The sequence below is a fragment of the Shouchella tritolerans genome (genome assembly GCF_025770735.1).
Classification (GTDB): domain Bacteria; phylum Bacillota; class Bacilli; order Bacillales; family Bacillaceae_D; genus Shouchella; species Shouchella tritolerans.
In genome coordinates this window covers 1-15,355 of record NZ_JAODPB010000011.1, presented here as the reverse complement: position 1 = coordinate 15,355, position 15,355 = coordinate 1, and the positions used below count along the sequence as shown (strand labels likewise).

The following is a 15,355-nucleotide window of genomic DNA, read 5'->3' as shown; positions in this document are numbered from 1 at the left end:
CATGTAGAAGCAAATTGTTGATGTGCTAGGCTACAATTGATCACGTATAATGAAGCTTAAAATTTTTATTGGGGGAGACAGTCAATGATGGTTATTTTGGAAACAGAAAGGTTATTTTTAAGACAATATAGCAAGGAGGATATTGTACCTCTTCACTCCATGTTTTCAGATGCAGAAACAATGAAATATTATCCAGCACCGTTTAGCCTCGAGAAAACGAAAAACTGGATTCAAAAAAATAGAGAAAGATACGAAGAAGATGGCTATGGTTTATGGGCAGTATGCCTGAAGGAAACAAATGAACTAATTGGAGACTGCGGTCTTGTTAAACAAATAGTGGAGGGCAATATGGAAGTTGAAATTGGGTACCATATTAATAAAAAATATTGGTCGCAAGGATACGCTTCTGAAGCAGCAAAAGGTTGCATGGAATTCGGCCTAAATCAATTAGGGCTAAACAAGCTGATAAGTATTATCGACCCAATGAATATTCCGTCCATTCGTGTTGCAGAGAAAATCGGTTTTTCTAAGGAAAAAGAATCCTTTGTTTTTAATAAAAAACACTTGATCTATTCGTTTACTAAAGGTGGTTGTTGAGCGGAAAAAGGGACAGCGGTAGAAAAAGCTTGTTTCTATACATACCCTCCTTACAGTGCCCTCAGACATTCTTACGATACCTAAAAAAGCTCTACAGCCCCTTTCTAGGAGCCTCATCTAGAAACTCGTCAGTATCCCTTCCTATAGTTTGCAATATCACCTAACCATATACCCCTTTTTTAAATGGAGGTCGCACATGTTCCCCCAGCAGATAATGGTTATCCCAGCATTATTTGACCTTTTCTTACGTGTATGGCGCAAATGGGGACGACCATACTAAAAAGAAAAAAGGGGAAACGACCAATGAATGTAATTACGACACTTACCGAAAGAAGACGAGAAAAACAGTGGAATTTTGAAAAGAAGATGTTGCGCCATATTAGCATGAAGGAAATGGAAAAGGCAATAAAGGAATGGATTTTTCCGATCCTTCCGTTCCAATTTCAAGCGTATCCTTTCTTAATTGACCAATGTTTGGATATGACGATTGATGCTTATTTGCTTGGCACAGAGTTTGGCCGTTTTGGTTATTATGGCGAGACGGCGCAGGAGGTGCGCAAACGTTGTGAGGAAGAGTTGACTGATTTGTCCCATTGCCTTTGTGCTACATTAACCGGTTGGTCTAAAGAAGAAAGAGCGCCGACTGAAGCGCTTCTTGCTGCTTCTGACATGCTGATTGGCACGTGGTGGGAAAAAGGCTTTCGGGAAGCGAGCAAAGCGTACAAGCTTCGCCTTCATTAATCGTTCATAACTTCTCCTTGTCCTCGTATATATAAATACAGGACAAGGGGGAACGGACTGTGAAGAAACATAAATGGAGCATTTTTATTGGGGCGCTTTTGTTTGCAGCGGTATTATTATGGGTTCAATATGACAGTACGCTTAAAGATTCATCTTCTACTTGGCACTTGCCGATGTCAGGGAAAGTGATTGTCCTTGACCCTGGCCATGGCGGGATGGACGGGGGAGCCGTTTCAAAGACGGGCACGCTTGAAAAAGAAGTTACGTTAGCAGTGGCATTGAAGTTGCGCGATTATTTGCAGGAAGCTGGCGCGCTTGTCATTATGACGCGGGAGGAAGATGTTGATTTGGCCGATGCTGGTACGGCGAAAATACGGCAGCGAAAAACCGAAGACTTAAGAAAACGGGCAATGATTATCAATGATTCGGAAGCGGATGCGTTTTTGTCGATTCATATGAATGCGATTCCGGCTGAACGTTGGAATGGCGCGCAAACTTTTTACCACCTAAAAAATCAACGCAATGAAGATTTGGCTGTTTTTATACAGGAGGAAATCAAGCGCAATTTGCAAAATACAAACCGGTATCCGAAACCGATCCATCATGTGTATTTGTTAAAAGAAGCCGAAATTCCTGGGGCATTGATCGAAGCAGGTTTTTTGTCCAACCCGCAGGAGGCGGCACTGCTCGCAACAGACGAATACCAAGACAAAATGGCTGCTTCCATTTATGAAGGGATGCTTCGGTTTTTTACCGATGAAAAAGCGCCAAACAGCAATCCTTACGAGTGAACGATTAAGTTGACGTAAGTCTGTCCCTGGATTACCATGAAAGGGAAGAAGCTGTTGGAGTGATGAATGTGGGGGAGTACAAAGTAAAAAAGGCCCTTAATAACAATGTGGTCATTGCTGAGCGTGACAACCAAGAAGTGGTCGTCATTGGAAAAGGCATCGGTTTTGCCCGCAAAAATGGAGACTGGCTTGAGCAGCAAGACATTGAGAAACTGTTTGTTTTAAAAGATGAAAAAGAGCAACAAAGCTATTTGAAGCTGCTTCCACATATTTCGCAAACGATGATAGATGTGACGGTGGAAGCCATTTCTCTTATTGCCAAAAAAGCAGGCATGGATTTAAACGAGCATATCCATATCGGGCTACTGGACCATTTGTCCTTTGCCCATGCCCGGATTGCCCAAGGAATGTCGATTGAAAACCCTTTTTTGGCAGAGACGAAAGCGCTTTATCCACGTGAATATGCGATTGCCAAAGAAGTGGTAGCCCTTGTTGGCCAGCAGACCGGTGTCCAGCTCCCTGAAGGAGAAATTGGCTTTATTGCGCTTCATATCCATAGCGCCATTCAAAATAAAAGCATGAATATCGTCAATAGCCATTCGCAATTAGTTAGTCAACTCGTTTCCCTTGTGGAGAGCCAGTTTGCGATTAAATTGGACAAAGAGAGCATGGATTATCTTCGTCTTGTGAGGCATTTGCGCTTTACGATTGAACGGGTGATGACGGGTGAAAAAGTCGAAGAGCCGAAAGCGATTGCAAAACTGTTGAAACAAGAATATCCCGTATGTTATAATCTTTCTTGGAAGCTCATTAAAGTCATGCAAAGGACGCTTGGTAAACCAGTGTATGATGCTGAGGCGGTCTACTTGACGATGCACTTGCAGAGGGTGCAGAACAAAAGCAAATAAATTCGTGTAACTGATTCGATCAGGCATGAGGAAAAAGAAATGACTGGGTTTTAAAACCAATCCAGTGTCTTTTTGCTCATGCCTTTTTTGCGTTCCTACATATCAAAAAAACAATTTGGGAGGGAATTCTATTGTTTAAAAATGCATTTGGGAAGTTGCAAAAAATTGGGAAGGCATTGATGCTCCCGGTTGCGATGCTGCCGGTGGCTGGTTTGCTGCTTGGCATTGGTGCCGCTTTGCAAATGGAAAACACATTGAACTACATGCCGTTCTTAGACGCGGGCTGGATTCAACATACGGCTGGTGTGATGGAAGCCGCTGGCGGCATTATTTTTGACAACTTGTCTCTTATTTTCGCTGTCGGGGTCGCGATCGGCCTTGCTGGTGACGGCGCAGCCGCACTTGCAGCGCTAGTCGGCTACTTGGTGATGAATACCGTGATGGGCCAATGGCTTGGCGTGAGCGCGGAAATGGTAGCCGAAGACCCGAGCTTTGCTAATATTCTGGGGATTGACACTCTGCAAACAGGCGTATTTGGCGGGATCATCGTCGGCTTAATTGCTGCTTACTGTTATAACCGCTTTCACGATATAGAAATGCCCGCTTTTCTTGGTTTTTTTGCCGGCAAACGGTTTGTCCCTATTATCACAGCGGTTGCTACATTTTTAATGGCGCTTCTTTTGCTTGTTGTTTGGCCGCCGATCCAACACGGCTTAAACAGCTTTTCTGAGTTTTTGTTAGGGTCGAGCTTGTATGTAGCTGTGTTTTTATTTGGTTTTATAAGACGGCTTTTGATCCCATTTGGACTGCACCACATTTTCCATGCCCCGTTCTGGTATGAATTCGGTTCCTATACCAATGCGGCAGGGGAAATTGTCCGTGGCGACATGCTCATTTTCTTCGCGCAACTCCGCGATGGCGTGGAATTGACGGCTGGCCACTTCATGGCAGGCGAATTTCCGATTTTTATGTTTGGCCTGCCAGCTGCGGCACTGGCGATGTACCATTGTGCCAAACCTGAGAAGAAAAAACTGGTTGCTGGTTTGTTTGGTTCTGCGGCGTTGACATCGTTTTTGACAGGAATCACAGAACCAATTGAGTTTACGTTCTTGTTTATCGCGCCGGTATTGTTTTTGCTACATGCGATCCTCGATGGCCTATCGTTTGTATTGATGACGTTGTTCGACGTTCATGTTGGGTTCACCTTTTCAGGCGGAGCGATTGACTTTTTCTTATTCGGGATTTTGCCGAATGAAGAACAATGGTGGATTACCATTCTCATTGGCCTTGTATTTGCGGTAATTTATTACGTCGTTTTTCGCTTTGCGATTCAAAAATTCAATTTAATGACGCCAGGACGGGAAGATGACACAGCTAATGATAACAAAGGCAAAGGAAAAACAGGCGAGTTAGCAGGACAAGTGTTGCAAGCGATGGGCGGAAAAGACAATATTGCTCATCTTGACGCATGCATTACGCGGCTGCGTGTATCGGTAAATGATATTAAAGCAGTCGACAAAGACGAACTGAAGGCGCTTGGTGCAGCTGGAGTTCTAGAAGTAGGCAACAACATCCAAGCGATTTTTGGCCCTCGTTCAGAGACGCTTAAAGGCCAAATCCAAGATGTCATGGTGGGAAAAGCACCTCGACCTCTAGAAACAAATCAACAAGAGGAAGTCAGTGGCAAACTGGAAGAAATCCAGCCAGACGCATTGATGAATGACGGGGCATTCCTAGCACCAATGACAGGTACGGTCATGTCGCTCGCGGAAGTGCCAGATCAAGTCTTTTCTGAAAAAATGATGGGCGACGGCTTTGCGATTGATCCAGAAGACGGCATTGTTTATTCGCCTGTTGAAGGAAAAGTGACGACCATCTTCCCGACGAAGCATGCGATTGGACTGACGACATCTACTGGAATGGAAGTGTTGATCCACATCGGCATTGATACAGTTAAACTTCAAGGAGAAGGGTTTGACGTCCTTGTAGAAGAAGGCGACCAGATAAGTGCAGGCGACAAATTGGCCGAATTTGATTTAGATTATATCCGGAACCACGGTGCTTCTACAATTACGCCAGTCGTGTTTACCAACTTAGGAGGGACTGTCGTCATCAACAAAAAAGGACGGGTTCTGGCAAAAGAAAAAGGCATTGTCGCGGTGGACCGCTAACAGATAAGGACTAGGGCGAAGCGCTCTAGTTCTTTCTGTTATTTATGTGTGCTATACTGGGGAAAATAGGAGCGATTGTTAAAGGAAGGTGCCATCGATGATAACGGATCAAGAAATAATGGAAGCGCTAAAACGAATTAAAGATCGTGACTTGAATAAGAGCATAGTAGAAACTGGCGGCATTCGCGAGCTGAAAAACAAAAATGGCCACGTCAGCCTAAAAGTCGCTTTAGCAAAAACAGGAACAGCCGAGCAAATGCAAGTCCAACAGGAAATAGTCAATGTCCTCAAAAACGAGGGCGCTGAATCAGTCGGACTCCGTTTTGATACACTTACTGAGGAAGAGCTAGAAGCGGTTGGCGGCCTAAAAGAAGAACCCTTTAAAGGTCCTGCTTTGCTTGCGCCGACAAGCAAAACAACGTTTATTACAGTGGCGAGCGGAAAAGGCGGGGTTGGCAAATCGACCGTCTCTGTCAACACGGCAGTCGCGCTTGCCCGCCTTGGGAAAAAAGTCGGCATTATTGACGCCGATATTTACGGATTTAGTGTCCCTGACATGATGGGGATTGAAGAACGGCCGAAAGTGATCAACAAACGTATCCACCCCGTTGAACGCTTTGGCGTTAAAGTCATCTCAATGGGCTTTTTCGTGGAAGACAATGCCCCTGTCATTTGGCGGGGACCCATGCTCGGGAAAATGATCAACCAATTCTTTTCCGAATGCGAATGGGGAGAGCTTGATTATCTCATCTTGGACTTACCTCCAGGTACGGGCGATGTTGCTCTCGACTTGCATTCCATGCTGCCAGGTTCAAAGGAACTGATCGTGACCACCCCACACGCAACAGCAGCATTTGTTGCTGCCCGAGCTGGTGCAATGGCGATAAAAACAAACCATGAAATGCTTGGCGTTGTAGAGAATATGGCTTACTTTGAAAGCAAAGCAACTGGAGAGAAAGAATATGTGTTTGGAACGGGCGGCGGCGAACGTTTGGCGGAAGAATTAAAAACGGAATTGCTTGCGCAAATTCCTCTCGGGCAGCCTGAGATTGATGAAAATGATTTTGCCCCGTCCGTTTATGCACAAGAACATCCAATTGGTGAGATTTACCACCGTTTGGCGGAACGAATTGTTGAAAAAACAGAGTGATTGAAAGAGGTTGCCTTAAAAGCGGGAGAAGCATTTGATATGCTTCTCCCGCTTTTTTTTGTTGGCTTTTCCTCTTCCCTTTCTATCGTTTTCTTCAAGCGCTGTCGCTAAGTTTTCTTGAAAAGCTCTTCGTTAGGAGAGGACAAGTTTAAAAACGAATAAATGAAATATTTTCTCCAAAATAATTATTGTGGTGAAAATAACTTTACATTTTTATATTCTTCCTTTAAACTATAATTGTCATTCCCATTAAAGAAAGGAGGCTCCCAATGAATATTCATGAAAACGCTTTTTCCATTATTTTGCATAGCGGAAATGCAAGAAGCAAAACGATGCAAGCGTTACAATTTGCTAGAGAACAGCAATTTTCAGAAGCAGACAATTTGCTAGAGGAAGCAGAGAAGGAAATCAATGTCGCTCATAAAGTACAAACCGAGATGATCCAAAGCAATGCACGGGGAGAGGAAATCAACCTTTCTATTCTGCTCATCCATGCACAGGATCACTTAATGACTGCCATGTTAGCGCTAGACTTAGCGAAAGAAATGCTATTTCTGCATAAAGAGAAAGTTCAAAAATAGGAGAATGTGATCATGCTAAATGAGATAAAAGGTGGGTTAATTGTTTCTTGTCAAGCTTTAGAGGATGAGCCTTTGCATGGATCGATGATCATGGCGAAAATGGCGAAAGCAGCGAAATGGGGAAACGCTGTTGGTATTCGTGCAAATTCCGTACAAGATATTCAAGCCATAAAAAATGAAGTAGACCTTCCTGTAATCGGAATCATTAAGCGGGAGTATGCCGGATCAGAAGTATATATCACACCTACCAAAGCAGAGGTAAATGAACTTTTAAGTACAGGTGTTGACATGATTGCAATCGATGCCACTAACAGGAAAAGGCCTAATGGTGAGCGTGTGGAACAGTTAGTTCGGCACATTCAGACAAACCGATGCTTAGTAATGGCCGATATTTCTACATTCGATGAAGGTGTGGAGGCAGCCAAGTTAGGCGTTGATTGCATTTCGACGACATTATCAGGGTATACACCTTATTCGCCACAACAACCAGGGCCGGATTTTCATCTGCTCGAACAATTGGTTCGCGAACTAAACATGCCGATCATAGCTGAGGGGCGAATTCAAACACCTGAACAAGCTAAAAAAGCGATAGAATTAGGCGCCCATGCAGTCGTGGTTGGGTCCGCCATTACTCGGCCGCAATTGATTACACACACATTTGCTGAAAAGTTAAAACAATAGGAGGGGTTCAATCATGTATAACGTTTTGGTGACCTGCAGTGCTGGAATGTCAACGAGTATGCTCGTACAAAAGGTCAAGAACGAGGCCGAAAAGCAAGGGGTAAACTTGGATATTGAGGCTGTATCTATTACTGAAGGAAAAGCCTTAGTGCAAAAACATGATTATGATCTTTTGCTATTAGGACCACAAGTGGCATTTATGCAAAAACAAATGGAAGAGTTCGTTAAAGGCCGCATGGCAGTGAAAGTGATCAACCAAGCTGATTATGGCATGCTGCGGGGAGACAAAGTGCTTGAAGATATTGTAGAAACGATCGAGCAGTCTAAATAATAGGCTTGAGGGGGGATTGTGGATGAACAAACTATCCGATAAGATCGCAACTTGGCTGGCACCCGTTGCGAACAAATTTGCCAATCAGCGCCATTTAGGAGCTGTCCGTGATGGTTTTATTTTACTGATTCCTTTAGTCATTGTTGCTTCATTCTTCATATTAATTAACAATGTTGTGCTAGACCCAGACAATGGCATTTTGAAAAATGTCATTGATTTAAGTCAATTTAAAGGGATCGGAACCCAAGTCTATAATGGAACGCTAGGGTTTCTCTCGATATTTGTTGCATTTACGGTTGCCTATAAACTGGCGGTAAGCTATGGCAAAGACGGGATCATTCCAGGCGTCATGTCTGTGGCTGTCCTTGTTACAATGTTCCCTTCTGTATTAGATGTGACCCCTCTTAATAGCGAGACAGCCGTACAAGTAACGGGGATTATTACACAGACAGAGACATCAGCAACAGGTTTGCTGTTCGCGATTATTTCTGCGTTGCTCGGAACAGAGCTCTTTTTAAAGCTTCAAGAAAACAAGAGATTACGAATATCGCTACCTGAAAGTGTTCCACCTGCAGTATCCAGATCATTTGAAGCGCTGATTCCAGCATTTGTTACACTGTCGTTCTTTGGAACATTGGTTTTTCTCCTACAATCAATGTTTGGCTTAGGACTGCAAGAAATCGTAACAGAGGTTATCCAGGTGCCTCTTAAGGCCATTTTCCAAGGTTTAGTCGGCATTAACGTTGTGATGACCTTTCAAAATTTGCTGTGGGGAATGGGTATCCACGGGACGTTCGTTCTTGGGCCGATAACAGAACCGACGTTGCTCACAGCGATTCAGGAAAACATCAATGCCTTTCAAACTAATTTAGATATTCCTAATATTGTCACAAAACCATTTATTGATAGTTTTGCTATGCTTGGAGGCGGCGGATGTACGATCGGATTGATCATTGCCATTTTCATTGCCTCAAAACGAGCAGAATATCGAGAGGTTGCTAAATTTTCACTGGCACCAGGTTTGTTTAATATTAATGAACCATTAATGTTCGGACTGCCAGTTATTCTAAACCCTATTTTAGCGATACCCCTTATTCTCGTGCCATTGGTTAATTTAAATATCGCTTATATGGCTACATCGTTAGGGTTCATATCAAAAACCGTTGTCATGGTTCCTTGGACAACGCCTCCCGTATTATCTGCTTTTTTATCAACCGCAGGTGACTGGAGGGCCGCACTTTTAGCAGTGCTGTTAATTGGTGTTTCCGTATTTATTTACCTTCCTTTTGTAATCGCAGCGAATAAGGTTGCGAACGAGGAAAGAAGTCATTAAATCTTTTTAAAATCTGTTAGGTTGTATCGACGGCCGATACAACCTATTGGTTCTTTATTTGAGAAAAACAACACGATCGTTCAGGAGGATGTCAATGACAAACCTTGTAGCATGTGATTTAGATGGAACTTTACTTGATAAACAAAATCGCATTATGGCTGGCACAAAAGATGTCATCCAAGCATTCCATCATGTGGGCGGCTCATTCATGATTGCAACAGGAAGGCTGGATCACGATATTGTTTATGTTGAAAAACAACTAGGGATTGCTGGGGAGTTTCGCATCAGTCAAAACGGTGCGGTTATTAAAGATAAAGAGAACCGAGTTTTATTAAAAAAAGAGATCCATTCAGACGTTGCACAAAGATTAATGAGAGACCTTAAAGCTTGGGATATTCGCATTGAAGTATCTGATATAAATCATCGCTATTTTCCATCGCCGCGAAAGGAAGGGGAAGTAGCTGAGTTTATCGACTCCTCGATTATTGAACCTGATCTTGAGCAAAAGGTAGGCGTCCAAATTCAACCTACCATTTTCCTCCTTTTTGGTGATGTAGGGATATTTGCTGAAATCAAAGAAAAGCTTTCTAAAAAATACGATGGCTATGTTGACTTCATCGCCACGAGTCCACATACACTAGAAATTTTACCCTACGGCGTATCAAAAGGGACTGCTCTTGAAAAAACGATGGAAAAACTAAAGGCCAACTCGAAGCAAGTCGTTGCAATAGGCGACTCTGAAAACGATCTCTCCTTATTTGAGGTCGCCGGCTATTCCTTTGCGATGGAACATGCCCCGGAAGCTGTAAAACAAAAGGCAACCGTAGTGAAAACAAGTGTCAAAGCCTGCATGGAAGAGATTCTCGAACAGTTAAAAGCTAAGTGACTTCTAAAAGGAGTGTGAAACATTTGTACACGATCGTTTATATCCCGCTAGATGAACGTCCATGCAACTATGCTTATCCAACATTCCTAGCCAACACAAGATCAGATGTGCGATTACGAATACCGCCTATCCATCTATTGGGGGACAAGAAGAAGCCTGCTGATACGGAGGCTTTATGGGAATTTGTATTTGATCAAGCAAAAACAGCGGATGCCCTTGTATTATCTACTGATATGCTGCTTTATGGAGGGCTACTTCCTTCTCGCTTGCATCATTTAAGCGAAGATGAAGGGTTGAAGCGTATCGATTATTTTCGAACATTAAGGAAAGTGGTTAGGGATAAACCGATATTTTCGTTTAGTTTAATTATGCGAACGCCTCGTTATAACAGCGCTGATGAAGAACCCGATTATTATGAACAGTACGGAGAACGTATATATAAACGGGCTTATTTAACCGATAAGTGGGAACGAAGCGGCTTGTCTCAAAAAGAGCAAGAGGAACTTCAAACGATTCGACGTGAGGTTCCAAAAGACATAATTAAAGATTATGAAGACAGACGAGCCTTTAACTTAAATATGAATGTCAAGATTATGGAATTAGTCGAGAACGGTGTCATTGACTTTTTAGCGATACCACAAGATGATTCTGCTGAATATGGCTATACATCACAGGACCAAAAACGAGTCTATGACCAAATAGTAAGCAAGAGGCTACAATCGAAAGTGGTCGTGTACCCCGGAGCAGATGAGGCCGGTTCCTCTTTGATAGCAAAAGCATTTAATTATTTAAACAAACGAACCATCAAAGTTTATCCATTCTTTAGTTCAACCTTAGGTGCCAATATCATTCCGTTATATGAAGACAGGCCACTGGCAGAAAGTTTAACATCACACTTGTTTGTCACGGATTGTATATGGGTCTCGAATCCAGAGCAAGCCGATTTTATTTTAGCTGTGAATACGCCTGGAAAAGTGATGCAAGAATCGTTCGATCAATTGGCGAAAGATAGTACGTACAATAGCTTCCGTCAATTGAGGGTTTTTGTCCATACGATTGAGCGGTATGTACAAGAGGGTATCCCTGTAGCCGTCGTGGACAGTGCTTTTGCTAATGGGGGTGATTTAGAGCTAATCGCACTTTTAGATGACAGTAGGCTGCTAGACCACATTATTTCGTACAAAGCGTGGAACACAAACTGCAATACGATCGGAACTTCAATAGCAGCGGCGATTTTCGGCTTTGAGAGCACAAATCGGCATACGGTCAACTTAAAGAAAAACATTCTCTATCACCTGTTTGATGATGGGTTTTACCAGGCTGCTATAAGGAAATCGATCACTGATACATTCCTACCGAACATTGGAGCCAACTATTTTGATGTGAAAGGACAAGAAGAAGTTGTCGGGGAAAAAATAGAAACGCTCTTGAAAGAAGCTTATGATACAAACATTCGACATAGTTTTAAAAATATAGTAATATCCAATCTAGAGATTACATTCCCTTGGAAGCGGATGTTTGAAATCAGCATTCATCTAGACATTCGGGAAACTCATTGATAGATGAGGGGGGCATGGAGTGAATGTAACCGACGTGTTAACAGTGATCAAAAGCATTTACCCTTCCTTAACGAAAAGTGAACAACGGGTAGCCCAATATATAACAGAACATTACGATCACTTTGTTTTTCCATCACTAACGGAATTCGCTAAGGAATGCGGCGTGGGTGAAGCGACCGTTTTTCGCTTCTTTAAAAAACTTGGTTTTTCCGGGTACCATGAATTCAAAACGAATATGGCGAAACAACTGCGAAACCCAACACCGTCCACCTTTAGTACGGAAGTCCAAGAAACCTATGAAGAGATCATTCAAATGCTGAATGACACACGGAATTTGGCTGATAATGAGGTCCTCAAAAAGGCTGCCACTTGGATTATGGAAAGCCAATCCATCTATCTATTTGGGATTGGGTTTTCAGGGCTGGCGGCCCAAGGCGCGCAAATTAGACTCATGCGCCTCGGCTATAAAGCGTATGCTTTTTCGGATCAACATACACAATTTATTAGCTCCCACCTGATTTCTGAGGGCGACTTAGCGATTGCCTTTAGCATTACTGGAGATACGAAAGAAACGATTCGCTGGCTAGAAAATGCGAAGAAAAACAAGGCAAAGTCCATTGCGATCACAAATCATTCCCACTCGCCGATCACGAATATCGGAGAGATGATTATTCATACAGCAGGAAAAGAAATCGAACAAGAAGGCAGTACATTAATTACACAAATGTCACAGCTTTTTGTAACGGAACAAATTTGTCAACATCTGTATGAGTTAGATAAAGACAATATCGAATCAGCTAAAAAGAAAATATCTGAATCGATTGATTGAATTTGATAAAAGCCCAGCAGGTCGCAATCTACGACCTGCTGGGCAGTTTTATTAAAACCCCGTTCATTACGAACCTTCTTTATTCTGATCTTGTCCTTTTGTTTGCTTTTCCATTGCCTTGCTCATTAAATCAGTCATTTTTGAGGCGAAATAAGGACTTTCCAGCGCTTCGTTCATAATACCCATAATTTGTTCACGGTACTCTTTTGACTTCATCAGTTCCAGCGCTTGCTCGCCCATTTGCGGATCTTTTAAGATGTCCATCATCATTTGCTGGTATTCAGGGTCTTTCATCAATGACTTTAAAATCTTTTCATTTTCCGACTGCATGCTCTCCGCAAACGTTTTGGCAAACTCAGGGTCTTTCATGACTTCTTGCCAAAAGGATTTGCCTTCTTCAGATGTTAATGTATCTTGGATGGTTTTTTTGACAAAGTCACTATCCATGACAAGTTCTTCCCGCATCTCTTCCTCGGCAATCAATTCATGGAACGCTTTTTTGCCCTCATCCGTTTTTAACAAATCAATGACCATTTTTTTGGTGCCCTCATAATCGGCGTTCTGTTGCGCCTCTGTCTGGGCACACCCAGCCAACATGAGCAGACCGAGCAACGGCAATGCCAACAAAACTTTCCAATTTTTTTTGCTCATGGATGAATGATTCCTTTCTGCATTATCATGATGGCTTTAGTGTTTGTTGTCTGCGACAAAATATGCATAACGCGCTGGCGTTTCATGAAAAGGGTTGCTACAATGAAAGCGAGGCATAACGAACTGGGGGATAGGCTTGTGAACAGCAAAAAAGTTGTTTTCCTTTTTTGGTCGACGCTGCTTTTTGGAAGCGTTAGCGGCGGGATCGTCGGTTTTTTTATTAATTTAGAGGTATATCTTGGGGATGGCATTGGCAACCTAATCGTAGGCATTATCTATATGCTTGGCATAAGCGCTGCTTTTAGCTTGGTCGCCCAAATGGGGTTTTTTGCTTATTTGTTTTTACACCGATTTGGTTTAGGGTTATCGAAATCGCATACGTTATGGAATCGGATACAGTGGGTATTAATCGCGTTTGTCTTTTTTGACCTTGTCTATTTCCGATATATTGCATTCGGAAAAGAGCACTCCTTTTGGGGGTATTTGCTAATCCCGACATTGCTATTTATTTATGCGTTTATTGTGGCACGGATTAAGGCAAAAGAAACGAACAAAGGCGCATTTGTCCCCGCGCTTTTCTTTATGTTTGTCATTACGACGATTGAGTGGGTACCGGCTTTAGTGGCGAACGACGGCAGGTGGTTGTTGTTATACATAACGCCTCTGCTTGTGGCGAATACATGGCAACTGCTATTGTTGCACCGACTAATCGCTAAACCGTAAAAAACGCCTGCACAGGCGTTTTTTTAATTCACCTCATTGCTCGTTGCATCGGCGCTGTTCATGAGCTCTTCTAGGGTGGCAAGTTCATAATCGCGTTTTTCCAACTCTTTCAAAATAGTTGGCAATGCTGCCCCAGTTTGCTTAACAGTGTCTGAAGCATGGAACATTAAAACATCGCCAGAATGAGTCGCATTTAAAACATTGTCAATGATCTGCGCAGTTCCAGGATTTTTGTAATCGTAAGAATTAACGCTCCAATGGACAATATCGAAGCCTTGCTGTTCCGCTAAAGCAAGTGTGCGCGTTGTAAATGCGCCATTCGGAGGGCGAAGGAGCGTCGGTGTTTCTCCTGTTAGTTCTTGCAACACTTGTTTGCTTCTTCTCATATCTTTCATGACTTGCTCATCATCCATAGCGGTATAATTTTTATAACGGTACCCATGGCTGCCAATGTGGAAGCCGGAATCTGCAATTTCTTTGACTAATTCCGGGTATGTTTCCGCCCATGAAGCCGAAACGAAAAAAGTCGCATGCTCCACGTCATTCTCCTTTAAAATGTTGACAATTGGCCGTACATTTTGCTCTCCCCAGCTTATGTTAAACGTAAGCGCAATTTTATGGTCAGCGTTTTCGGCCCGGTAAAAAGCTTGCGGACCATCTGGAGTTGTAAAGACGGAAATATGGTCACGCTGGATAAACAGCCAGCTAGCAACGAATAGAGAAGCGATGCAAATAAACAGCAGTGGCTTCCATTTTTTTAAATTAAACACCCAAATTCCTTTCATGTACACCGCTCCTTCAATTGTTCTCAAAGACAAGATATGTTTGTCCGCGGAAGATATGAATAAAAAAGCAGCAAAACGAAAAGACTGTCCAACTAGGAACCCATGAAAGTGGTGAGATCGATGTTAGGAATGATGTTGTCTGATAAAGAAGTAAAGGAAATGGAATACTTAGTAAAGCGTGAGCTGGAAGCCTTGTTGATTGATCTTTCGGATGAGCGGATTGATGGTGTTGTCAAAAATGTCATGATTGAAAAATACAGCATTCTTTTTCATTTATATAAACGTGTCGCTCCTCCAAAGGACCATGTTCGTTATGCCCTCTCTTCTTTTCGGAAACAAACCAATAAAAAGTCTTAAATACAGGCGTTGACGAAAAGGCATACTAGGTGTATATTTTTATGTACCGTCTTCCTTTTTTTGCGGTTTTATAAAAAAAGTTTTAAAAAACCGTTGACAAATGGTTGGATGTAGTGTAAATTTTTAAGAGTCGCCAAGAGAGAACGGCGACAAACGAGTCCTTTGAAAACTGAACAAAAGCCAAGCGTAAAAGAGATACAAGGTATCTCGTCAATGAATGATAGTGAGCCACAACTTCGGTTGTGCAATGAGCAAGTCAAACTTTTTAACGGAGAGTTTGA

17 protein-coding genes are annotated in these 15,355 nt (G+C 42.7%); 15 read left to right on the top strand and 2 right to left on the bottom strand.

The window, feature by feature from the left end; all coding sequences use genetic code 11:
- The first annotated feature begins 87 nt into the window (after positions 1-87).
- The 13 genes from N6H06_RS21645 (at position 88) to N6H06_RS21585 (ending at position 12,558) form a co-directional block, all read left to right on the top strand.
- Entirely contained in the window at positions 88-597 is a 510-nt protein-coding gene (locus N6H06_RS21645) for a GNAT family N-acetyltransferase (protein WP_263707937.1), read from the top strand.
- A gap of 303 nt (positions 598-900) precedes the next feature.
- The gene (locus N6H06_RS21640; RefSeq protein WP_263707930.1) at positions 901-1,338 is read left to right on the top strand and encodes a YbaK family protein; all 438 of its coding nucleotides are present in this window, start codon (positions 901-903) and stop codon (positions 1,336-1,338) included.
- A gap of 59 nt (positions 1,339-1,397) precedes the next feature.
- Positions 1,398-2,129, top strand: coding sequence for an N-acetylmuramoyl-L-alanine amidase CwlD (cwlD, locus tag N6H06_RS21635; RefSeq protein WP_062751203.1), 732 nt, complete (start codon positions 1,398-1,400; stop codon positions 2,127-2,129).
- A gap of 68 nt (positions 2,130-2,197) precedes the next feature.
- Entirely contained in the window at positions 2,198-3,037 is an 840-nt protein-coding gene (gene glcT / locus N6H06_RS21630) for a glucose PTS transporter transcription antiterminator GlcT (RefSeq protein ID WP_274520474.1), read from the top strand.
- Between the two features lie 131 nt (positions 3,038-3,168).
- On the top strand, positions 3,169-5,208 hold the full coding sequence (ptsG, locus tag N6H06_RS21625) for a glucose-specific PTS transporter subunit IIBC (RefSeq protein WP_263707929.1): 2,040 nt from the start codon (positions 3,169-3,171) through the stop codon (positions 5,206-5,208).
- A 97-nt stretch (positions 5,209-5,305) separates the two neighbouring features.
- A complete protein-coding gene (locus tag N6H06_RS21620) occupies positions 5,306-6,358 on the top strand; it encodes an Mrp/NBP35 family ATP-binding protein (RefSeq protein ID WP_062751199.1) in 1,053 nt (350 codons plus the stop codon).
- Positions 6,359-6,627: 269 nt separating this feature from the next.
- Positions 6,628-6,939, top strand: a complete 312-nt coding sequence (locus N6H06_RS21615) for a PTS lactose/cellobiose transporter subunit IIA (protein WP_263707928.1) — start codon at positions 6,628-6,630, stop codon at positions 6,937-6,939.
- Between the two features lie 12 nt (positions 6,940-6,951).
- Positions 6,952-7,620: an N-acetylmannosamine-6-phosphate 2-epimerase gene (locus N6H06_RS21610; RefSeq protein WP_263707927.1), complete on the top strand. Its 669-nt coding sequence runs from the start codon at positions 6,952-6,954 to the stop codon at positions 7,618-7,620.
- Positions 7,621-7,633: 13 nt separating this feature from the next.
- Complete coding sequence (locus tag N6H06_RS21605) at positions 7,634-7,951, top strand: PTS sugar transporter subunit IIB (protein WP_062751194.1); 318 nt, start codon at positions 7,634-7,636, stop codon at positions 7,949-7,951.
- Positions 7,952-7,973: 22 nt separating this feature from the next.
- On the top strand, positions 7,974-9,284 hold the full coding sequence (locus N6H06_RS21600) for a PTS sugar transporter subunit IIC (protein WP_263707926.1): 1,311 nt from the start codon (positions 7,974-7,976) through the stop codon (positions 9,282-9,284).
- A gap of 94 nt (positions 9,285-9,378) precedes the next feature.
- Complete coding sequence (locus N6H06_RS21595; RefSeq protein WP_263707925.1) at positions 9,379-10,170, top strand: HAD family hydrolase; 792 nt, start codon at positions 9,379-9,381, stop codon at positions 10,168-10,170.
- Positions 10,171-10,193: 23 nt separating this feature from the next.
- Entirely contained in the window at positions 10,194-11,729 is a 1,536-nt protein-coding gene (locus tag N6H06_RS21590) for a DUF4127 family protein (protein WP_062751188.1), read from the top strand.
- Between the two features lie 19 nt (positions 11,730-11,748).
- The gene (locus N6H06_RS21585) at positions 11,749-12,558 is read left to right on the top strand and encodes a MurR/RpiR family transcriptional regulator (protein WP_062751186.1); all 810 of its coding nucleotides are present in this window, start codon (positions 11,749-11,751) and stop codon (positions 12,556-12,558) included.
- Between the two features lie 66 nt (positions 12,559-12,624).
- Here the strand turns inward: N6H06_RS21585 and gerD are convergent, their stop codons facing one another.
- Complete coding sequence (gerD, locus tag N6H06_RS21580; protein WP_213029625.1) at positions 12,625-13,209, bottom strand: spore germination lipoprotein GerD; 585 nt, start codon at positions 13,207-13,209, stop codon at positions 12,625-12,627.
- A 138-nt stretch (positions 13,210-13,347) separates the two neighbouring features.
- On the opposite strand from gerD, the gene N6H06_RS21575 reads away from it, so the two are divergent.
- Positions 13,348-13,932, top strand: coding sequence for a KinB-signaling pathway activation protein (locus N6H06_RS21575; protein WP_062751182.1), 585 nt, complete (start codon positions 13,348-13,350; stop codon positions 13,930-13,932).
- A 23-nt stretch (positions 13,933-13,955) separates the two neighbouring features.
- On the opposite strand, the gene pdaB is transcribed toward N6H06_RS21575, so the two are convergent.
- Positions 13,956-14,717 carry a polysaccharide deacetylase family sporulation protein PdaB gene (gene pdaB, locus N6H06_RS21570; RefSeq protein WP_062751180.1) on the bottom strand — a complete coding sequence of 254 codons (762 nt, stop codon included), beginning with the start codon at positions 14,715-14,717 and terminating at the stop codon, positions 13,956-13,958.
- Positions 14,718-14,837: 120 nt separating this feature from the next.
- Between pdaB and N6H06_RS21565 the strand changes: the two genes are divergently transcribed.
- Positions 14,838-15,074 (top strand): hypothetical protein, encoded by a 237-nt coding sequence (locus N6H06_RS21565; RefSeq protein ID WP_062751178.1) that lies wholly within the window; start codon positions 14,838-14,840, stop codon positions 15,072-15,074.
- The last annotated feature ends 281 nt before the right edge of the window (positions 15,075-15,355 follow it).